We start from the raw sequence: 18,300 nt of genomic DNA, 5'->3' as shown, positions 1-18,300 counted from the left end.
GCGCGGTCAAGCGGTGCCTCTATTTATGAATGGACGGGAGTCCCACATGCGTTTGTGCTCATATCTGGTCCTCGGCTGTGTCGCGCTGTTTGGCCTGACCGCTCAGGCCGAAACCCTCTCCGGTTTGTACCAGGTGCGTCAACCGGTCAGCGGCCAAGGCGCCGAGGCACGCACCCAGGCTACCGAACAGGCGCTCAATACCCTGGTGTTGCGCCTGACCGGTGACAGTAAAGCCCTGCAGAACCCCGCCGTCGTGGCCCTTCGCAAAGACCCGCAACAGATCATCAGTCAGTTTGGCTATGAAGCCGGCCCGCCCGAAACCCTGTTGGTGGACTTCGACCCGGGCACAACTGATCGGGCGCTGCGCCAGGCGGGCTTGGCCCTGTGGGGGAATAATCGTCCGGCGATTCTCGGTTGGTGGTTGAACGATAGCGCTGAAGGTTCGAACCTGGTCGGCGACGGGCAAAGCAGTGCCGCGGCGTTGCGTCGTGCGGCCCAGCACCGTGGTCTGCCTCTGCGCTTGCCGCTGGGTGATCTGGGCGAGCAGTTGGTCGCTACCGCGAAAAACCTGGAAGGTACCGACCCGGCGCCGTTGCGCGATGCCTCCGAGCGTTATGGTGCCGATGCGTTGTTGGCAGTGCATGCCACCGAGGCCGACGGCAAATGGCAGGGTACCTGGCGCCTCTGGCAGGGCGACCAGCGTGAGCAGGGCAAGGTTGAGGGTGCGGACCCAGCAGCCCTGGCCGATGCGGTAATGCTGGCAGTGAGCAGTCGTTTGGCGTCGCGATTCGTTGCGCGCCCGGGAGCCAGCAGTGAAATGCAGCTACAGGTGCAAGGTGCGAATCTGGAGCGTTATGCCGAGTTGGGCCGTGTGCTGGAGCCATTTGGTGCACGCTTGGTCAGTGCCGAGAAGGACGTACTGACCTACTCGGTCACCGGTAGCAGTGAGCAACTGCGTGCCCAGCTTGGCCTGGCCAGGTTGCAGGAGGTGCCTGCAAGCACGCCGATCGCGACTGCGCGGGTCAGCGCTGATCCGGCGGTTGCCGGTACAAGCGCTGCGTCTGTTCAGCCGTTCAATGGCCTGCGTTTTCGCTGGTAAAGGGAGTTACTGATGACGGGTACGCGCCGCTGGGTGTGGTTGGGCATGGCGTTGCTCTGTGCAGCCCTGGTGTATTGGTTGCACGCGATTCTCTCGCCATTCCTGGTCGGGATCATGCTGGCGTACCTGGCCGACCCGCTGGTTGATCGGCTGGAACGTGCAGGGCTGTCACGCACCTGGGGTGTGGTAGTGGTCTTCAGCCTGTTCGGACTGGTGTTGCTGGCCCTGTTGCTGGTGTTGATTCCCATGCTGGCCAAGCAACTGGTGCGGCTCTATGAGCTGACACCGCAGATGCTGGATTGGTTGCAACACGTAGCATTGCCCTGGGTGCAGGCGCGCCTGGGGCTGGCGGACGGTTTCTGGCGTTTCGACAAGGTCAAGGCCGCGATCAGTGCGCATATGGGGCAAACCAGCGACATCGTCGGTGTGGTGTTGTCTCAGGCGACGGCATCGGGCCTGGCGTTGCTCGGCTGGTTGGCCAACCTGGTCTTGATTCCAGTGGTGGGTTTCTACCTGCTGCGCGATTGGGACCTGATGATGGCCCGGTTGCGCAGCCTGTTGCCGCGTCAGCGTGAGGCCCAAGTGGTCGTGCTGGCTGGCGAGTGTCACGAAGTGCTGGGGGCGTTCGTTCGTGGCCAGTTGCTGGTAATGCTGGCGCTGGGCGTGATCTATGCGGCCGGGTTGATGCTGGTCGGGCTTGAGCTCGGCTTGTTGATCGGTGTGCTGGCCGGGCTGGCCGCCATCGTGCCGTACATGGGGTTTATCATCGGCATTGGTGCTGCGTTAGTAGCCGGGCTGTTCCAGTTTGGCGGCGAGTTGTATCCGCTGCTCGGCATTGTCGCCGTGTTCATGATTGGCCAGATGCTCGAAGGGATGGTGTTGACGCCCATGCTGGTCGGCGATCGCATTGGCCTGCACCCGGTGGCGGTGATTTTCGCCATACTTGCCGGCGGTGAGTTGTTCGGCTTTACCGGTGTGTTGCTGGCCTTGCCCGTTGCGGCGGTGATCATGGTTTTGGTGCGGCATGTCCATGACCTTTATAAAGAATCCGATATTTATGCGGGCCAGATCGATCCTGATCTTTAGGCTGATATCAGAAGGCTTGCACTCGTGTCAGGCATCTAATGCAAGCCTTTGATTTTGCTTATGGTCTTCTGCGATTGTGCGAGTGACCTCACGGGTATAAACTTTGCAGACTTTTCAAGAAAGGCCCTTTGCGGCTTCCCAAGCCGCCCAGCCAGCATGAAACCGATCCAGTTGCCCCTGGGTGTGCGTCTACGTGATGACGCCACCTTCATCAACTACTATCCGGGTGCCAACGCCGCAGCATTGGGCTACGTCGAGCGACTCTGCGAAGCCGACGCCGGCTGGACCGAAAGCCTTATCTATCTGTGGGGCAAACAGGGCGTGGGTCGCACTCACCTGTTGCAAGCGGCCTGCCTGCGTTTTGAGCAGATGGGCGAGCCGGCGGTCTATCTGCCGCTGGCGCAGTTGCTCGACCGTGGCATAGAACTGCTGGATAACCTCGAACAGTACGAGCTGGTCTGCCTCGACGACTTGCAGGCCATTGCCGGCAAGCCAGAGTGGGAAGAGGCGATGTTTCACCTGTTCAACCGCCTGCGTGACAGCGGTCGACGGTTGTTGATTGCTGCGTCCAGTTCGCCTCGCGAGCTGCCGATCAAGCTGGCTGACCTCAAGTCGCGCCTGACCATGGCGCTGATCTTCCAGATGCGTGCATTGTCCGATGAAGACAAGCTGCGCGCCCTGCAACTGCGTGCTTCGCGCCGTGGCCTGCACCTGACCGATGAGGTTGGGCACTTCATTCTTACCCGTGGCACCCGCAGCATGAGTGCGCTGTTCGATCTGCTCGAACGCCTCGATCAGGCGTCGCTGCAAGCGCAGCGCAAGCTTACGATCCCCTTTTTAAAGGAGACCCTGGGCTGGTAGCGGCGATCTAGAGCCTCGGCACATAAAAGTCACATTTTTTTCGATTGAATTTGCAAATCGACTCGATAGAGGGCATAGTTTCCCCCTCATTGAACTCTAGACACGGTCGTGCCCATGCTAAATCGCTTCGCACCCCTCGTGCCCCTCGCACTTGTAACCCTGCTTTTTGGCTGCGCGGCGCATAGCCCTGTATCGCAGCAGCAGGAGCAGCAATCCATCGCTGCTCATCACGGTTCGGTCAAATCCTCTGGCACCTCTTCGGTGTTTGATGAAGAACTGGCTACTGAAGAAGAGCTGAGCGAGTTCGGCAGCAGCAAGCCTTACCAGCTGCCTGCGCTGGCCGATAACATTCTTGAGCGCGGTATGTCCCTGATCGGTACCCGTTACCGTTTCGGCGGTACTTCCGAGGCCTCGGGCTTCGATTGCAGCGGTTTCATCGGTTATCTGTTTCGTGAAGAAGCTGGCATGAAGCTGCCTCGCTCTACCCGCGAGATGATCAACGTCAAGGCACCACAGGTTGCGCGTAACAACCTCAAGCCTGGCGATTTGCTGTTCTTCAGCACCAATGGTCGCGGCCGTGTCAGCCACGCCGGTATCTACCTGGGCGACGATCAGTTCATTCACTCCAGCAGCCGTCGTAGCGGTGGTGTGCGAATCGACAGCCTTGGCGATCGCTACTGGAGCAAAACCTTCATCGAAGCCAAGCGCGCGCTGGCAATGGCGGGTCCGACCACCATTTCGCGTAACTGAGCCTCGATCAGGTTTGACACGGCGACGTAGCCCTCGGGTGCGTCGCCGTACTTGTTTTTAGAAAGCGTCTAATCTTTACTACCACTATTTTCTGGCCAAGTGCCAGCCGGCTTCAGACAGGATGCTCTGACTATGTCGATGATGGCGCGTTTCGCTGTACTTGCCCTGGCAGCCCTGCTGGGCGCCTGCTCAACCCAGGCTCCGGCCCCGCGAGTGGTCGAGCCTGCGGTCATGGCACCGCAAGTCTATTTCTCCCCGGTTGCCGAAGATGTACTGTTCCGCGCCTTGGGCCTGGTGGGTACGCCGTATCGTTGGGGTGGCAACACGCCGGACTCCGGATTCGATTGCAGCGGCCTGATCGGCTATGTTTATCGTGATGCCGCAGGTATTTCCCTGCCGCGTTCTACCCGCGAGATGATCGGCATTCGTGCGCCGAACATCGAACGTAATGCGCTGCAGTCTGGCGATCTGGTGTTTTTTGCCACCAATGGTGGCTCCGAGGTCAGCCATGCCGGTATCTATGTGGGCGAAGGGCGTTTTGTCCATGCGCCTCGTACCGGTGGTACGGTGCGACTGGACTACCTCGCGAACAGCTATTGGCAAAAGGCTTACCTGAACGCCAAGCGTGTGCTGCAGCCGCCGCAGCCGAACCTGGCACGCAACCCCTGATCTGAATCGAGGTGGGCGATGACCGGTCAGACGCTCTACCTCGACGATGCCCTCTATCACTACCTGCAAGGTGTTTCACTGCGTGAGACGCCGCTGTTGGCGCGTCTGCGTGCTGAAACCCAGGCGTTGCCAGAGGCGCGCTGGCAGGTTGCGCCCGAACAGGGGCAGTTACTCGCCTTGCTGATACGGTTGATCGGTGCCCGTCGAGTCATCGAAGTGGGTACCTTCACTGGCTACAGCGCCCTGTGCATGGCGCAAGCCATGGATGGGGGGCATCTGCTGTGTTGCGACCTGCCAGGCGATTACAACGCCACGGCACAGCGCTACTGGCAAGAGGCCGGTGTTGCCGAGTGTATCGAGTTGCGCCTGGGGCCGGCGCTGCAAACCCTGGCAACACTCGATGCAGAATCCTTCGACTTGATCTTCATTGATGCCGATAAGGCCAATTACCCGCGTTACCTGGAGGAAGCCTTGCGCGTGCTGCGTCCGGGTGGCCTGGTGGTGTTCGACAACACCCTGTGGAGTGGGCGCGTGCTTCAGGTCGTACCGGACAGTGAAGACACCCGTGCAATCCAGGCGCTGAACGCGGCATTGAAGGACGACCTGCGGGTGGATTTGTCGTTGCTGCCGCTGGGGGATGGGCTGACCTTATGCCGCAAGCGCTGAACGTGTCTGTCGCGCCTCGCGCATGGCACGGCGTCAGCAGGTGTTCTGACAGCTTTAATTGACGCTCCCGGCCCAACCCTCTAACCTTCGCGACTTGTTTCAGGTGCTCTGCAGCCGTGGCGGTTGGCAGGGTGAAACAGGGAAGCCGGTGGGCGCTTGCAGCGCGATTCCGGCGCTGCCCCCGCAACGGTAGGTGAGTCAAGGTTACGCAGGGCCACGGGGTCTACGACCCGGGAAGGCGCGTCGCCAGGGTGTGCATGACCCCGCTCACAAGCCCGGAGACCGGCCTGTTACAGCCAACGGCATCACGGAGGGTGATGCGCGGTACGCCGGCCTCTGGCCGCAGCCCTGCGCGTTTTTCGTGTGCTTTGTCCATTCATCTGTCGCGCCGCCCAGTGGCCTTTCCAAACCCCAGCCCGTGCCGGTCGTCGTTGCTGACGATGGCCTGTGGTGCCCGGCCGACAGTTGCCTGCGGAGACTAGCGATGACTGAATCCACCGAGCGTGACGAACGCCACTTGGCGCGCATGCTGCGTAAAAAAGCGGTGATCGACGAGCGTATTGCCAATTCCCCGAACGAGTGCGGCTTGCTGCTGGTATTGAGCGGCAATGGCAAGGGCAAGAGCAGTTCGGCGTTCGGCATGCTTGCCCGCGCCATGGGCCACGGCATGCAGTGCGGCGTGGTGCAGTTCATCAAGGGCCGCAATAGCACCGGAGAAGAACTGTTCTTCCGGCGTTTTCCCGAGCAGGTGCGTTATCACGTGATGGGCGAGGGGTTTACCTGGGAAACCCAGGACCGGCAGCGTGACATTGCCGCGGCTGAAGCCGCCTGGGTGGTGACGCGCGAGTTGCTGCAGGATCCGACCATCAGCCTGGTGGTGCTCGATGAACTGAACATCGCACTCAAACATGGCTACCTCGACCTGGATCAGGTGCTCACCGACCTGCAGGCCCGGCCACCGATGCAGCATGTGATCGTTACCGGTCGCGGTGCCAAGCCGGAGCTGATCGAACTGGCCGATACCGTCACTGAGATGGGCATGATCAAGCATGCATTTCAGGCCGGTATTCGTGCCCAGAAAGGCGTCGAGCTATGAGTGAAACCCGGCATTGCCCGGCAGTATTGATTGCGGCGCCGGCGTCCGGTCAGGGCAAGACCACGGTCACTGCGGCGCTGGCGCGGCTGCACCGCAACCAGGGTCGCAAGGTGCGGGTGTTCAAATGTGGCCCGGACTTTCTCGATCCGATGATCCTTGAGCGTGCAAGCGGCGCCCCGGTCTACCAGCTGGACCTGTGGATGATTGGCGCCGAGCAGAGCCGACGCTTGCTGTGGGAAGCAGCGGCTGAAGCCGATGTGATTCTCATCGAGGGCGTCATGGGCCTGTTTGACGGTACGCCATCCAGTGCCGATCTGGCTCGGCACTTTGGTGTGCCGGTGCTGGCGGTGATCGACGGTACAGCCATGGCGCAAACCTTCGGTGCGCTGGCGTTGGGCCTGGCACGCTATCAGCCAGACCTGCCATTTGCTGGCGTACTGGCCAACCGCGTCGGTTCATTGCGCCACGCACAACTGCTGGAGGGTAGCCTCACCGAGGGGCTGCGCTGGTATGGCGGCCTGTCACGGGAAACCGCCATCGAGTTGCCGAGCCGTCACCTGGGGCTGGTTCAGGCCAGTGAACTGAACGACCTCGACCTGCGCCTGGATGCGGCTGCCGAGGCGCTGGGGGGAAGTTGCGAATCGGCGTTGCCACCGAGCGTAGCATTTTCAGCCCCCCAACCGCACACGGTTGAGCCTTTGTTGGCCGGTGTCCGCATCGCCGTGGCCCGTGATGAGGCGTTTGCCTTTACCTATGGCGCCAACCTCGATGTGCTCCGCGACATGGGCGCGCAGTTGAGCTTTTTCTCGCCGTTGCATGACGAGCATTTACCGGAGGCCGACAGCCTCTATTTGCCGGGCGGCTACCCTGAACTGCACCATCAGGCCCTGGCGGCCAACAGACCCATGCTGACGGCCATTCGTACCCATCATCAATTGGGCAAGCCGCTGTTGGCCGAGTGCGGTGGCATGCTCTACCTGCTGGATGCCCTCACTGATGTGGCGGGTGAGCGTGCCGAGTTGCTCGGCCTGTTGCCCGGTGAAGCCGTCATGCAAAAGCGCTTGGCCGCGCTGGCGTTGCAAGCGGTGGCATTGCCGGAAGGCACCTTGCGCGGGCACACCTACCACCATTCGTTGACCCAGACCGAGTTGACCCCGATTGCTCGCGGGCAGAGCCCCAATGGTGGGCGTGGAGCCGAAGCGGTCTATCGCTGTGGGCGGCTGACCGCCTCCTATGTGCATTTCTATTTTCCTTCCAACCCCCACGCGTCGGCGGCGCTACTGGCACCATGAGCGAACACGATTTCAGCGCGGACGAGCGGGCGGCGGTGTACCGCGTGATTGCCGAGCGCCGTGACATGCGTCACTTCATCGGCGGCAAGGTGGCACCTGAGCTTCTGGCGCGCCTGCTTCAGGCTGCGCACCAGGCCCCCAGCGTTGGCTTGATGCAACCCTGGCGCTTTATCCGTATTACTGACCGCAGCTTGCGTCAGCGTATCCAGGTGGTCGTGGAGCAGGAGCGGGTGCGCACAGCCGAAGCGCTTGGCGAGCGTGCCGACGACTTCATGAAACTCAAGGTCGAAGGCATCAGCGACTGTGCCGAGGTGTTGGTGGCAGCATTGATGGATAAGCGCGAGGGGCATATTTTCGGTCGCCGTACGCTGCCGGAAATGGACCTGGCGTCACTCTCCTGCGCTATCCAGAACCTCTGGTTGGCGGCGCGGGCCGAAGGGCTGGGGATGGGCTGGGTATCGTTGTTCGAGCCACAGGCACTGGCGGATTTGCTGGGGATGCCGGAAGGGGCCAAGCCGTTGGCCGTGCTCTGCCTGGGGCCGGTGGCGGCATTTTATCCTGCGCCAATGCTTGAACTGGAAGGCTGGACCAAGGCGCGTCCGCTCGATGACATGCTGTATGAAAACCATTGGGGAGAGCGTTGATGAGTGTGGCTTTGCTGAGCGTGGCCGGTGTGGCGCTGGATGCGCTGCTGGGTGAGCCAAAGCGCCGCCATCCGCTGGTCGCTTTCGGGCGCTTCGCCTCGCGCCTGGAACAGCGTTTCAATGCGGGTGGGCGTGGCTGGCGCAGCCATGGTGTCACGGCCTGGTTTCTTGCTGTGGTACCACTGACCCTGGCGGCTACGCTGTTGTCCTGGTTGCCCTACATCGGATGGGGGGTGGAGATCCTCGCCCTCTATTGTGCCTTGGGGCTGCGCAGTCTCGGCGAGCATGTCATGCCCGTGGCCGATGCCTTGCGCCAAGGCAACCTTGACGAGGCACGGCGTCGGGTCGGTTTTCTGGTCAGTCGCGAGACCCGTGAGCTGGACGAGACGGCCGTCGCCCGGGCGGCTACCGAGTCGGTGTTGGAAAATGGCAGCGATGCCGTGTTTGCCGCCTTGTTCTGGTTTGTCGTCGCCGGTGCGCCGGGAGTGGTGCTCTATCGGCTGAGCAACACCCTGGATGCCATGTGGGGCTATCGCAACGAGCGTTTTGAGCGCTTCGGTTGGGCGGCGGCGCGCATTGACGATGTACTCAATTATATTCCTGCTCGGTTGGTGGCCCTGACCTATGCCGTGCTGGGCAAGACTCGCCTGGCCTTGCGCTGCTGGCGTCGCCAGGCGCCGCAATGGGACAGCCCGAACGCCGGGCCGGTGATGGCATCCGGGGCCGGCGCGCTGGGTGTCGAGTTGGGTGGCGCGGCGGTCTACCATGGCGAACTGCATGAGCGAGCTCAGTTGGGCGAGGGCCCTGCAGCCGATGCCGACGCTATCGAGCGTGGCTGGCAACTGGTGTGCCGTGGTGTCTGGTTGTGGTTGCTGGTGTTGTGCCTGGGAGCAGAATTCTATGCTTGAACACGGAGGGCGCCTGCAGCGGGCGATCCAGCAGTACGGTATTGCTCAGGAGTGCTGGCTTGACCTGTCCAGTGGCATCGCGCCCTGGCCATTCAGTGTCCCGCCGATTCCGTTGCGGGCCTGGGCACGGCTGCCGGAGACCGACGATGGCCTGGAGCAGGCTGCCGCCGAATACTATGGCGTCAAGCGCCTGCTGCCGGTCGCGGGTTCCCAGGCGGCTATTCAGGCGCTGCCGCGCCTGCGGCGTACTGGCAAGGTCGGCGTGCTGTCGCCGTGTTACGCCGAACATGCCGAGGGCTGGCGGCGTGCCGGGCACCGGGTGCGTGAGCTGGACGAGACGCAGATCGAACACTACCTCGACAGCCTTGATGTACTGGTGGTGGTCAACCCCAACAACCCGACCGGGCGCGTCGTGTCGCCAGAGCAGCTGCTGAACTGGCATGCGCGCCTGGCCCAGCATGGTGGCTGGTTGCTGGTTGACGAGGCGTTTATGGACAACACCCCCGCGCAGAGCATTGCGGCTTACGCGGATCGCCCCGGCCTGATTGTGTTGCGTTCGTTCGGCAAGTTCTTCGGGCTTGCCGGGGTGCGTTTGGGGTTTGTCGTGGCCGAGCGGCAAATGCTGCAACTGCTGGCTGAGCAGCTCGGGCCGTGGGCGGTCAGTGGGCCAACCCGTGTGCTGGGGCAGGCCTGCCTGCAGGACCGGGCCGCTCATCAATTGCAGATCAAGCGTTGTGCCGATGCGAGCCGGCGCCTGGCCCTTTTGCTGGAGGCGGTCGGCTTGCCGCCCAGTGGTGGCTGTGACCTGTTCCAGTACCTGGTGACTGAGCGGGCGGCCCACATCCATGAGTTCATGGCACGACGCGGTATTTTGCTGCGCGTGTTCGAGCAACCGGCCAGCTTGCGGTTTGGTTTGCCCGATACGGAAGACGATTGGCAGCGCTTGAGCCTCGCGTTGAATGACTACTGCAAGGAGCAGCCATGACGACCCTGATGGTGCAAGGCACCACCTCGGATGCTGGCAAGAGCACCCTGGTGACCGCGTTATGCCGCTGGCTGGTACGCCAGGGGGTTGGCGTCGTACCGTTCAAGCCGCAGAACATGGCGCTCAACAGCGCGGTAACCGCCGACGGTGGCGAGATTGGTCGAGCCCAGGCTGTACAGGCCCAGGCTGCAGGCCTGGCGCCGCACACCGACATGAACCCGGTGCTGCTCAAACCGAACAGTGATACCGGTGCCCAGGTCATCGTCCATGGGCGTGCTGTCACCAACATGAACGCCGTGGCGTATCACGACTACAAGGCCATCGCCATGCAGGCGGTGTTGGCATCGCATCGGCGGCTCAGCGAGACGTATCCCGTGGTGATGGTCGAGGGGGCGGGCTCGCCGGCGGAAATCAACCTGCGTGCCGGCGATATTGCCAATATGGGCTTTGCCGAGGCGGTGGATTGCCCGGTGATCCTGATCGCCGACATCAACCGGGGTGGGGTATTTGCGCACCTGGTCGGCACCCTGGAACTGCTGTCGCTAACGGAGCAGGCGCGAGTCAAAGGCTTTGTGATCAACCGTTTTCGTGGTGACATCGCCCTGCTTCAGCCTGGCCTCGATTGGCTGGAAGCGCGCACCGGCAAGCCGGTGTTGGGTGTGTTGCCCTATGTGATGGACCTGCACCTGGAGGCCGAGGACGGTCTCGATCAGCGTCAGGGCGACAAGGTCGCGCAGGTACTCAAGGTGATTGTCCCGGTGTTGCCGCGTATCAGTAACCACACCGATTTCGACCCGTTGCGCCTGCACCCGCAGGTTGACCTGCAGTTCATCGGCCCCGGCCAGGCGATTCCGCCTGCCGACCTGATTATCCTGCCGGGCTCCAAGAGCGTGCGCGGCGACCTGGCGCAATTGCGTGAGCGTGGCTGGGAAGCGGCTATCGCGCGTCATTTGCGCTACGGCGGGAAAGTATTGGGCATCTGTGGCGGCTTGCAGATGCTCGGTCAGCGGGTGGACGACCCGCTGGGCCTGGAAGGTACCGCCGGTTCCAGCCCGGGCCTGGGCTTGCTGGACTTTGTCACCGAACTGGAAGCTGAGAAGCAGTTGCGCAATGTCGCCGGTCAGTTGTCGCTGGAAGCCGCGGCGATCAGCGGCTACGAAATCCATGCCGGGGTCAGCCGTGGCCCGGCACTGGAGCAGCCCGCCGTGTACTTGAGCGATGGTCGCCATGATGGTGCGATCAGTGCCGACGGGCAGATCCTCTGTACCTACCTGCACGGCTTGTTCGAGTCGCCCGCTTCCTGCAGCGCACTGTTGCGCTGGGCAGGCTTGGACGACGTTGAACAGGTCGACTATCACGCCCTGCGTGAACTGGACATCGAGCGCCTGGCCGACCTGGTCGACAGGCATCTGGATACCTCTCGGTTACGACAATTGTGTGGGCTTGACTGACATGCTCAACCTGATCCTCGGTGGTGCCCGCTCTGGCAAGAGCCGCCTGGCTGAACAACGGGCGCAGCACAGCGCCTTGCCGGTGACCTACATTGCCACCAGCGAGCCGCTGGATGGCGAAATGAATGCTCGGGTGCAACTGCACCGCGAGCGTCGGCCTGCTGAATGGGGGCTGATTGAAGAGCCTCTGGCACTGGCCCGAACCTTGATCGACAACGCAGCGCCCGGGCGTTGCCTGTTGGTGGACTGCCTGACCCTCTGGCTGACCAACCTGCTCATGCTTGAAGACACGCAGCGCTTGAACGATGAGCGCAACGCGTTGCTTGACTGTCTGCCCAACCTGCCGGGCGAGATCATTCTGGTGAGCAATGAGACTGGCCTGGGGGTTGTGCCCATGGGCGAACTGACCCGCCGTTATGTCGATGAAGCCGGCTGGCTGCATCAAGCCATTGCCGAGCGCTGTCAGCGTGTGGTGCTGACTGTTGCCGGCTTGCCCCTTGTTTTGAAAGGACCTGCACTATGAGTCAGAACTGGTGGCAGAACCCCTGCCAGGCACCGGATGAAGCGATCCACCAGCAAGCACTGGAGCGACAGCAACAATTGACCAAACCGGCGGGCTCGCTGGGCCGTCTGGAGGCATTTGCGGTGCAGTTGGCCAGCCTGCAAGGGCGGCTCAAGCCTGACTTGGCACAGGTCTGGATCACGATCTTCGCGGGGGATCATGGCGTTGTCGCGGAAGGCATCTCTGCGTATCCGCAGGCCGTCACTGCCCAAATGTTGCAGAACTTCGTCAGCGGTGGTGCGGCGATCAGCGTTCTGGCGCGCCAGCTGGACGCGCGTCTGGAGGTGGTCGACCTCGGTACAGCCACCCTGCAAGACGACTTGCCGGGCGTGCGACATGTGCGTATTGGCGCGGGGACAGCCAACTTCGCCAAGGCGCCGGCGATGACGCTTGAGCAGGGCTTGCTGGCCTTGCAGGCTGGGCGCGAAAGCGTTTTGCGGGCCGCTGCGAACGGCGCGCAGTTGTTTATTGGCGGTGAAATGGGCATTGGCAACACCACCGCCGCGAGTGCCCTGGCATGTGCGTTGCTCGGGTGTGCGGCCAGCGACCTCAGCGGCCCAGGAACTGGTCTGGATGCGGCAGGTGTGCGGCACAAGGCCGAAGTGATTGAGCGGGCCCTGAAACAGCATGCCGTTTCCGGTGATGATCCTCTGCAGGTTCTGCTTTGCTTCGGCGGTTTTGAGATCGCCGCGTTGGTGGGTGCTTACCTGGCCTGCGCTCAGGAAGGTATCGCCGTGCTGGTCGATGGATTCATCTGCACAGTCGCCGCATTGCTGGCGGTTCGTCTGAACCCGCAGGCACACTGCTGGCTGCTGTTCGGGCACCGTGGTGCCGAGCCAGGTCATCGCCTGGTATTGGCGCAGCTGGATGCCGAACCGGTGCTGGAGCTCGGTTTGCGGTTGGGAGAGGGCAGTGGTGCTGCGTTGGCGGTGCCGCTGCTGCGTCTTGCCTGTGAGCTGCATGGGCAGATGGCGACCTTTGCCGAGGCCGCCGTTGCGGATCGTCCGGCATGATCATTGACCTGCTGCGTCATGGCGAAACCGAACAGGGGGGCGGCTTGCGTGGCAGCCTTGATGACGCCCTGACAGATCAGGGATGGGCACAGATGCGCGCGGCGACCGCCAGCCGCGCACCGTGGCAACGGCTGATCAGTTCGCCACTGCAGCGTTGTGCACGCTTTGCCGAGGCCCTGTCCGGGCAACTGGGCGTGCCATGTGAGCTGGAGCCAGAGTTGCAGGAGCTGCACTTTGGTGAGTGGGAGGGGCGCAGCGCGGCTGCGTTGATGGAAACCCATGCGCAGGAACTGGGTCAGTTCTGGGCTGATCCCTATGCGTTTACCCCACCCGGTGGCGAGCCGGTTGCAGGGTTTGAGGCCCGAGTGCTGCGTGCCTTGGCGCGCTTGCAGCAGCGATATCTGGGCGAGCACCTGTTGCTGGTCACCCACGGTGGGGTGATGCGGCTGTTGCTGGCGCGTGCCAGAGGGTTACCACGTGAGCAGTTGTTGCAGGTCGAGGTCGGGCACGGGGCGCTGGTGCGACTGGTGCTGGATGCCGATGGACAATGGCAAGAGGCCCGCTGATGTTGCCCTTCTGGATTGCCTTGCAGTTCCTCAGCAGCCTGCCGGTGCGTCTGCCGGGCATGCCGGCTGCCGAGCAAATGGGGCGTTCATTGCTGTTCTACCCCGTGGTGGGGCTATTGTTCGGCGTGCTGCTGTGGGCCTTTGACAGCCTGCTGGCCGCAAGCCCGTTGCTGCTGCATGCTGCGCTGCTGCTGACGCTCTGGGTGTTGCTCAGTGGCGCGTTGCACCTGGACGGGTTGGCTGACAGTGCTGACGCCTGGCTGGGTGGCTTTGGTGATCGTGAACGAACCCTGACGATCATGAAAGACCCGCGCAGCGGGCCAATTGCCGTGGTTACCCTGGTTCTGGTGTTGTTGTTGAAGTTCACGGCGTTGCTGGCGCTGGTTCAGGCCGGGCAGAGCATGGCGTTGCTGCTGGCGCCTCTGATCGGGCGTGCGGCCATGCTTGGGTTGTTCCTCTGTACGCCTTATGTACGTGCTGGCGGGCTGGGCCAGGCCTTGGCCGAGCATCTGCCGCGGCGCAGCGGGTACATCGTCTTGGTGCTCAGTGGCGTGGCCTGTGTGCTGCTCGCTGGCTGGCAGGGTGTGCAGGCACTGTTGCTGGCATGTGTTGTGTTCTTTTGGCTGCGCAGCCTGATGGTTCGCCGATTGGGCGGCACCACGGGTGACACGGCTGGCGCCTTGCTGGAGCTGCTTGAGTTGGCGGTACTGGTCGGCTTGGCGTTGTAGCGATTGCCGCCTGCCGTTGGCCTGTGATCGCGCGATGTTCTGCGTTAATGCTTGTGTTGAAGCCGATGCGGGTATATACACGTACCATGTTGACCAGCCAATGCCTCTGTACCCACTTGCGTCGCGCTGCCCGAGGGGTGAGCCGCCGTTATGACGAAGCCCTTGAAGGCTTCGGCATCAATGTTGCCCAATTTTCCTTGTTGCGGCACTTGCAGCGCCTCGACCGTCCGAGCATCTCCAGCCTGGCCGAAGCCATGGGCCTGGACCGCAGCACCTTGGGGCGCAACCTGCGGGTGCTGGAGGCCGATGGCCTGGTGGCGCTGGCTGAGGGTGATGACTTGCGTAATCGCCTGGTACTGCTCACCGAGCAGGGCAAGGCGCGGCTGTCGGCTGCTGAGCCTGCCTGGGAGCAGGCGCAGTTGAAGATGCTGGCGGCGTTGGGCGAAGCGCAACGCGACGAACTGGTGCGCTTGCTGAAGCAGTTGGCGTGAAACATGACCCTAAACGCGGGTATATACCCGCGTAACCTTGCGGCAGTCAGGAGACAATAATAATGACCACGGTATGGCGAACGAGCGGCTGGATACTTTTGGGCGCAGCCCTGATTTTGGCGTTATCGCTTGGTGTGCGACACGGTTTTGGCCTGTTTCTGGCGCCAATGAGCGCCGAGTTCGGTTGGGGGCGCGAGGTGTTTGCCTTTGCCATCGCCCTGCAAAACCTCATCTGGGGCCTGGCGCAGCCCTTTGCCGGCGCCCTGGCTGACCGCCTGGGCGCCGCCCGGGTAGTGATTAGCGGCGGGGTTCTGTATGCCGTCGGCCTGCTCATGATGGGCATGGCCGATTCGCCCCTGTCGTTATCACTCAGCGCTGGTCTGTTGATTGGCATTGGCCTGTCAGGCACCTCGTTCTCAGTGATCCTTGGGGTCGTGGGCCGTGCGGTACCCGCAGAGAAGCGCAGTGTGGCCATGGGTATTGCCAGTGCTGCTGGCTCGTTTGGCCAGTTTGCGATGCTGCCAGGAACGCTGAGCCTGATTGGCTGGCTCGGTTGGTCAGCGGCACTGCTGGTACTGGGGCTGCTGGTCGCATTGATCGTGCCACTGGTGGGCATGCTGCGCGACCGTCCATTGCCGAGCCACGCAGATGAGCAGACCTTGGGCGAAGCCTTGCGCGAGGCCTGTTCGCACTCAGGGTTCTGGCTGTTGGCGCTGGGCTTTTTTGTCTGCGGTTTTCAGGTGGTGTTTATCGGGGTGCACTTGCCGGCGTACCTGGTTGACCAGCACCTGCCTGCTACTATCGGCACCACGGTGCTGGCGCTGGTTGGCCTGTTCAATATTTTCGGTACCTACACGGCCGGCTGGCTTGGTGGCCGGATGTCCAAGCCGCGCCTGTTGACGGCACTCTACCTGTTGCGTGCCGTCGTGATTGTGCTGTTCATCTGGGTGCCGGTATCGGCCGTCAGTGCCTATTTGTTTGGTATCGCCATGGGCTTGCTCTGGCTGTCCACGGTGCCCTTGACCAATGGCACCGTCGCCACCTTGTTCGGTGTGCGTAACCTGTCGATGTTGGGTGGGATTGTCTTCCTGTTCCACCAGTTGGGTGCGTTTCTGGGCGGCTGGCTGGGCGGTGTGGTGTATGACCGTACGGGTAACTATGACCTGGTCTGGCAGATCTCGATCCTCCTCAGCCTATTGGCTGCGGCGCTCAACTGGCCTGTGCGCGAACGTCCGGTTGCGCGGCTGCAAGCGCAAGTGGGGGCGGCGTGAGCCCCCAGGCGTTGCGCTGGCTTGCGCTGGCAGGCGGCTTGTTGGTGCTTGGGCTTGCCTGGTGGGGCTGGCATCAGGGCGGGTTGGCGTTGATGCAATTGGGCATGGGCGCTTGCTAGGCGTATTCTGAACCCTCGGACTGCATTCACAGGAGAGGCATGATGCGTACACGCTGGTTGTGGATTCCGTTGTTAACGCTTGTTTCCGGGGCAGCGGCTGTTGCCGGCCAATGCCCTGAATTGTTGCAAGGTGAGCTGCCCAAGTTGCGCGCCAAGGAGCAGATCAACCTGTGTGAACAGTTTGCCGGCAAGCCGCTGGTGGTGGTCAATACCGCCAGCTATTGCGGCTTTGCGCCACAGTTTGAAGGCCTTGAGGCGGTTTACCAGGCCTATCATGAGCAAGGCCTGGAAATGCTCGGGGTGCCGTCCAATGACTTCAAGCAGGAAGCTGCCAGCAGTGTCGAGACGGCAAAAGTCTGTTATGCCAACTACGGCGTGACCTTCACCATGACCGAACCGCAGGCCGTACGTGGCGACGATGCTACGCACCTGTTCCAAGAGCTGGCACGCCAGAGCAGTGCGCCGAAGTGGAACTTCTATAAATATGTTGTGGACCGTCAAGGTAAGGTCGTCGCCAGTTTCTCCAGCCTGACCAAGCCGGATGACCCGCAATTCAAGGCGGCCATCGACAAGGCCATTGCTTCACAGCCCTGAGGGCCTATGGGCAGACCGAGCCGATGGAAGACTACCGGGTGCCGGCAGGGCAGGCCTGGAAACACAAACGCCCCTAGTTCGTCGGGGCGTTTGTATTGCACGGGCGGCAGTAACCTGCCGCGTGCATGAGATCAGAAGCGGTAGGTGAGCGATGCACCCACACCGTGTGCGCTGTTCTCGTACTTGGCGTTGTAGGTGCCTTTGGTTGGGCTACTCAAGTTGATACTGACGTCTTCTTCCCACAGGTAGGAGTAAGCCACGTCGATGGTCATGTCGTCGTTCGGGCTCCAGCCGGCGCCCAGGCTGAAGACTTTACGGTCGCCGGTCGGGATGCGCGGCGAGCGGTCGGTGTTGTTGGTCGGCGACTGGTCGACGGTAAAGCCGGTTCGCAGTGTCCACTCCTTGTTCAGCTTGTACGCAGCACCAATGGCGTGTGCCCAGGTGTCGTGCCAGTTCTGCTCTTCGGTGATGGTTCCGAAGCGAGCGGTCAGCGGCGCAGGAACATCGCTGTTGATGATGATGGACTCAAGGCGGCTCCAGCGGGTCCAGGTGCTACCGGCGTAGAGGGTCCACTGATCGTTCAACTCGTGGGTGAGCGAGAAGTCGAGTGATTCTGGTGTCTTGATCTTCAGTTCGGCGTCGTATTTGTTGCCGCTGAAAGGGCCAATCAAGGCATTGTTGATCTTGGTGTCGCCTTCAAGCTTGTAATCGACCATCGAGTGGTAGGTCAGGCCGAGGCGCGTGTTGTCGGTAGCCTGAACCAGGACACCGATGTTGTAGCCGACGGCGGTGTCGTCGCCTTTGACCTTGACTTCACCATCGTTGCTGCCCGGCGTGAACGGGTTGACAGTGTTGGAGCTCAGCTCGCCTTTGATCTTGTTGATCGTCGGGCCGAAACCGATAGAAACCTTGTCGTTGAACGCATAGCTGACGGTTGGCTGGAAGGTGATGACTTCCACGTAGCTTTTCTTGCCGTAGTAGCGGCTGGCAGCAGTGCTTTCGTAGTCAGTTACCAGGCCGAACGGTACGTAGACGCCGAAGCCGACACTCCAGTGTTCGTCGATTGGCTTGACGTAGTACCCCATGGGTACGCCAACCACCGGCACCATATCGCCGTCGCTGGTACCGCCCAGGTTGCTGCGGCCCTCGATATCGGACTTGGCGATGACAGCGGCGCCGCCAACGGTCACTTGTTCGCGCTTTAGGCGCGACATGCCGGCAGGGTTACCGAATACGGTGCTGGCATCATCGGCAGAAGAAGAGCGACCCGCAAAGCCGGTTCCCATGCTGCTGATGCTTTGTTCGTTAAGAGCAAAGCCGCTGGCGAGCAGTTGAGTGGACGCGAGCGTGACAGCGAGACCTAGCGACGTTTTGAGTATTGCTTTTTTCATTATTAGAACTCCTTGGGATCACCGGCTCGCAAACTACCAACATTTTGTCCGTCGCGCT

21 protein-coding genes and 1 riboswitch are annotated in these 18,300 nt (G+C 61.9%); of the genes, 20 read left to right on the top strand and 1 reads right to left on the bottom strand.

Features of this window, described 5'->3' with window-relative positions:
* Positions 1-46: 46 nt before the first annotated feature.
* The 20 genes from AB7M23_RS00575 (at position 47) to AB7M23_RS00480 (ending at position 16,851) form a co-directional block, all read left to right on the top strand.
* The gene (locus AB7M23_RS00575) at positions 47-1,099 is read left to right on the top strand and encodes a DUF2066 domain-containing protein (protein ID WP_454240027.1); all 1,053 of its coding nucleotides are present in this window, start codon (positions 47-49) and stop codon (positions 1,097-1,099) included.
* 12 nt (positions 1,100-1,111) lie between these two features.
* Positions 1,112-2,185, top strand: a complete 1,074-nt coding sequence (locus AB7M23_RS00570) for an AI-2E family transporter (RefSeq protein WP_065760512.1) — start codon at positions 1,112-1,114, stop codon at positions 2,183-2,185.
* A gap of 156 nt (positions 2,186-2,341) precedes the next feature.
* Positions 2,342-3,046, top strand: coding sequence for a DnaA regulatory inactivator Hda (hda, locus tag AB7M23_RS00565; RefSeq protein ID WP_065760513.1), 705 nt, complete (start codon positions 2,342-2,344; stop codon positions 3,044-3,046).
* 114 nt (positions 3,047-3,160) lie between these two features.
* A complete protein-coding gene (locus AB7M23_RS00560) occupies positions 3,161-3,796 on the top strand; it encodes a C40 family peptidase (protein WP_065760514.1) in 636 nt (211 codons plus the stop codon).
* Positions 3,797-3,928: 132 nt separating this feature from the next.
* Entirely contained in the window at positions 3,929-4,465 is a 537-nt protein-coding gene (locus AB7M23_RS00555) for a C40 family peptidase (protein ID WP_099775561.1), read from the top strand.
* A gap of 18 nt (positions 4,466-4,483) precedes the next feature.
* Positions 4,484-5,131, top strand: a complete 648-nt coding sequence (locus AB7M23_RS00550) for an O-methyltransferase (RefSeq protein ID WP_099775560.1) — start codon at positions 4,484-4,486, stop codon at positions 5,129-5,131.
* Positions 5,132-5,215: 84 nt separating this feature from the next.
* Positions 5,216-5,436, top strand: a riboswitch (cobalamin riboswitch).
* Positions 5,437-5,615: 179 nt separating this feature from the next.
* Complete coding sequence (gene cobO, locus AB7M23_RS00545; RefSeq protein ID WP_102053271.1) at positions 5,616-6,227, top strand: cob(I)yrinic acid a,c-diamide adenosyltransferase; 612 nt, start codon at positions 5,616-5,618, stop codon at positions 6,225-6,227.
* Positions 6,224-7,519, top strand: a complete 1,296-nt coding sequence (locus tag AB7M23_RS00540; protein ID WP_454240026.1) for a cobyrinate a,c-diamide synthase — start codon at positions 6,224-6,226, stop codon at positions 7,517-7,519. Before cobO ends, AB7M23_RS00540 begins: the two co-directional genes overlap by 4 nt.
* The gene (gene bluB / locus AB7M23_RS00535; RefSeq protein WP_065760519.1) at positions 7,516-8,163 is read left to right on the top strand and encodes a 5,6-dimethylbenzimidazole synthase; all 648 of its coding nucleotides are present in this window, start codon (positions 7,516-7,518) and stop codon (positions 8,161-8,163) included. The genes AB7M23_RS00540 and bluB overlap by 4 nt, the downstream gene beginning before the upstream one ends.
* The gene (gene cbiB, locus AB7M23_RS00530; protein WP_065760520.1) at positions 8,163-9,071 is read left to right on the top strand and encodes an adenosylcobinamide-phosphate synthase CbiB; all 909 of its coding nucleotides are present in this window, start codon (positions 8,163-8,165) and stop codon (positions 9,069-9,071) included. Before bluB ends, cbiB begins: the two co-directional genes overlap by 1 nt.
* Positions 9,064-10,056: a threonine-phosphate decarboxylase CobD gene (gene cobD, locus AB7M23_RS00525; RefSeq protein ID WP_102053273.1), complete on the top strand. Its 993-nt coding sequence runs from the start codon at positions 9,064-9,066 to the stop codon at positions 10,054-10,056. Before cbiB ends, cobD begins: the two co-directional genes overlap by 8 nt.
* Positions 10,053-11,507, top strand: coding sequence for a cobyric acid synthase (locus AB7M23_RS00520; RefSeq protein WP_454240025.1), 1,455 nt, complete (start codon positions 10,053-10,055; stop codon positions 11,505-11,507). The genes cobD and AB7M23_RS00520 overlap by 4 nt, the downstream gene beginning before the upstream one ends.
* Before the next feature lies 1 nt (position 11,508).
* A complete protein-coding gene (gene cobU, locus AB7M23_RS00515) occupies positions 11,509-12,030 on the top strand; it encodes a bifunctional adenosylcobinamide kinase/adenosylcobinamide-phosphate guanylyltransferase (RefSeq protein ID WP_065760523.1) in 522 nt (173 codons plus the stop codon).
* Entirely contained in the window at positions 12,027-13,082 is a 1,056-nt protein-coding gene (cobT, locus tag AB7M23_RS00510) for a nicotinate-nucleotide--dimethylbenzimidazole phosphoribosyltransferase (RefSeq protein WP_102053275.1), read from the top strand. Before cobU ends, cobT begins: the two co-directional genes overlap by 4 nt.
* Complete coding sequence (cobC, locus tag AB7M23_RS00505) at positions 13,079-13,648, top strand: alpha-ribazole phosphatase (protein WP_099775553.1); 570 nt, start codon at positions 13,079-13,081, stop codon at positions 13,646-13,648. The genes cobT and cobC overlap by 4 nt, the downstream gene beginning before the upstream one ends.
* A complete protein-coding gene (locus tag AB7M23_RS00500; RefSeq protein WP_099775552.1) occupies positions 13,648-14,376 on the top strand; it encodes an adenosylcobinamide-GDP ribazoletransferase in 729 nt (242 codons plus the stop codon). The genes cobC and AB7M23_RS00500 overlap by 1 nt, the downstream gene beginning before the upstream one ends.
* 86 nt (positions 14,377-14,462) lie before the next feature.
* Positions 14,463-14,867, top strand: coding sequence for a MarR family winged helix-turn-helix transcriptional regulator (locus AB7M23_RS00495; RefSeq protein ID WP_065760537.1), 405 nt, complete (start codon positions 14,463-14,465; stop codon positions 14,865-14,867).
* 62 nt (positions 14,868-14,929) lie between these two features.
* A complete protein-coding gene (locus tag AB7M23_RS00490; RefSeq protein ID WP_454240024.1) occupies positions 14,930-16,138 on the top strand; it encodes an MFS transporter in 1,209 nt (402 codons plus the stop codon).
* Entirely contained in the window at positions 16,135-16,257 is a 123-nt protein-coding gene (locus AB7M23_RS00485; RefSeq protein WP_256587517.1) for a hypothetical protein, read from the top strand. The genes AB7M23_RS00490 and AB7M23_RS00485 overlap by 4 nt, the downstream gene beginning before the upstream one ends.
* A gap of 42 nt (positions 16,258-16,299) precedes the next feature.
* Positions 16,300-16,851, top strand: a complete 552-nt coding sequence (locus AB7M23_RS00480) for a glutathione peroxidase (protein ID WP_454242137.1) — start codon at positions 16,300-16,302, stop codon at positions 16,849-16,851.
* Between the two features lie 131 nt (positions 16,852-16,982).
* Here the strand turns inward: AB7M23_RS00480 and AB7M23_RS00475 are convergent, their stop codons facing one another.
* Entirely contained in the window at positions 16,983-18,242 is a 1,260-nt protein-coding gene (locus AB7M23_RS00475; RefSeq protein WP_454240023.1) for an OmpP1/FadL family transporter, read from the bottom strand.
* Between the last annotated feature and the right edge of the window lie 58 nt (positions 18,243-18,300).

The sequence above is a fragment of the Pseudomonas sp. HLS-6 TE3448 genome (assembly GCF_053629555.1).
The sequence above is the reverse complement of the archived record's forward strand: the minus strand, read 5'-3'. Positions and strand labels throughout refer to the sequence as shown.

Excerpts from the sequence above, each read along its gene's own strand:
- AB7M23_RS00575 (WP_454240027.1), top strand. The coding sequence starts at position 47 with ATGCGTTTGTGCTCATATCTGGTCCTCGGCTGTGTCGCGCTGTTTGGC.
- AB7M23_RS00570 (WP_065760512.1), top strand. The coding sequence starts at position 1,112 with ATGACGGGTACGCGCCGCTGGGTGTGGTTGGGCATGGCGTTGCTCTGT.
- hda (WP_065760513.1), top strand. The coding sequence starts at position 2,342 with ATGAAACCGATCCAGTTGCCCCTGGGTGTGCGTCTACGTGATGACGCC.
- AB7M23_RS00560 (WP_065760514.1), top strand. The coding sequence starts at position 3,161 with ATGCTAAATCGCTTCGCACCCCTCGTGCCCCTCGCACTTGTAACCCTG.
- AB7M23_RS00555 (WP_099775561.1), top strand. The coding sequence starts at position 3,929 with ATGTCGATGATGGCGCGTTTCGCTGTACTTGCCCTGGCAGCCCTGCTG.
- AB7M23_RS00550 (WP_099775560.1), top strand. The coding sequence starts at position 4,484 with ATGACCGGTCAGACGCTCTACCTCGACGATGCCCTCTATCACTACCTG.
- cobO (WP_102053271.1), top strand. The coding sequence starts at position 5,616 with ATGACTGAATCCACCGAGCGTGACGAACGCCACTTGGCGCGCATGCTG.
- AB7M23_RS00540 (WP_454240026.1), top strand. The coding sequence starts at position 6,224 with ATGAGTGAAACCCGGCATTGCCCGGCAGTATTGATTGCGGCGCCGGCG.
- bluB (WP_065760519.1), top strand. The coding sequence starts at position 7,516 with ATGAGCGAACACGATTTCAGCGCGGACGAGCGGGCGGCGGTGTACCGC.
- cbiB (WP_065760520.1), top strand. The coding sequence starts at position 8,163 with ATGAGTGTGGCTTTGCTGAGCGTGGCCGGTGTGGCGCTGGATGCGCTG.
- cobD (WP_102053273.1), top strand. The coding sequence starts at position 9,064 with ATGCTTGAACACGGAGGGCGCCTGCAGCGGGCGATCCAGCAGTACGGT.
- AB7M23_RS00520 (WP_454240025.1), top strand. The coding sequence starts at position 10,053 with ATGACGACCCTGATGGTGCAAGGCACCACCTCGGATGCTGGCAAGAGC.
- cobU (WP_065760523.1), top strand. The coding sequence starts at position 11,509 with ATGCTCAACCTGATCCTCGGTGGTGCCCGCTCTGGCAAGAGCCGCCTG.
- cobT (WP_102053275.1), top strand. The coding sequence starts at position 12,027 with ATGAGTCAGAACTGGTGGCAGAACCCCTGCCAGGCACCGGATGAAGCG.
- cobC (WP_099775553.1), top strand. The coding sequence starts at position 13,079 with ATGATCATTGACCTGCTGCGTCATGGCGAAACCGAACAGGGGGGCGGC.
- AB7M23_RS00500 (WP_099775552.1), top strand. The coding sequence starts at position 13,648 with ATGTTGCCCTTCTGGATTGCCTTGCAGTTCCTCAGCAGCCTGCCGGTG.
- AB7M23_RS00495 (WP_065760537.1), top strand. The coding sequence starts at position 14,463 with ATGTTGACCAGCCAATGCCTCTGTACCCACTTGCGTCGCGCTGCCCGA.
- AB7M23_RS00490 (WP_454240024.1), top strand. The coding sequence starts at position 14,930 with ATGACCACGGTATGGCGAACGAGCGGCTGGATACTTTTGGGCGCAGCC.
- AB7M23_RS00480 (WP_454242137.1), top strand. The coding sequence starts at position 16,300 with ATGCGTACACGCTGGTTGTGGATTCCGTTGTTAACGCTTGTTTCCGGG.
- AB7M23_RS00475 (WP_454240023.1), bottom strand. The coding sequence starts at position 18,242 with ATGAAAAAAGCAATACTCAAAACGTCGCTAGGTCTCGCTGTCACGCTC.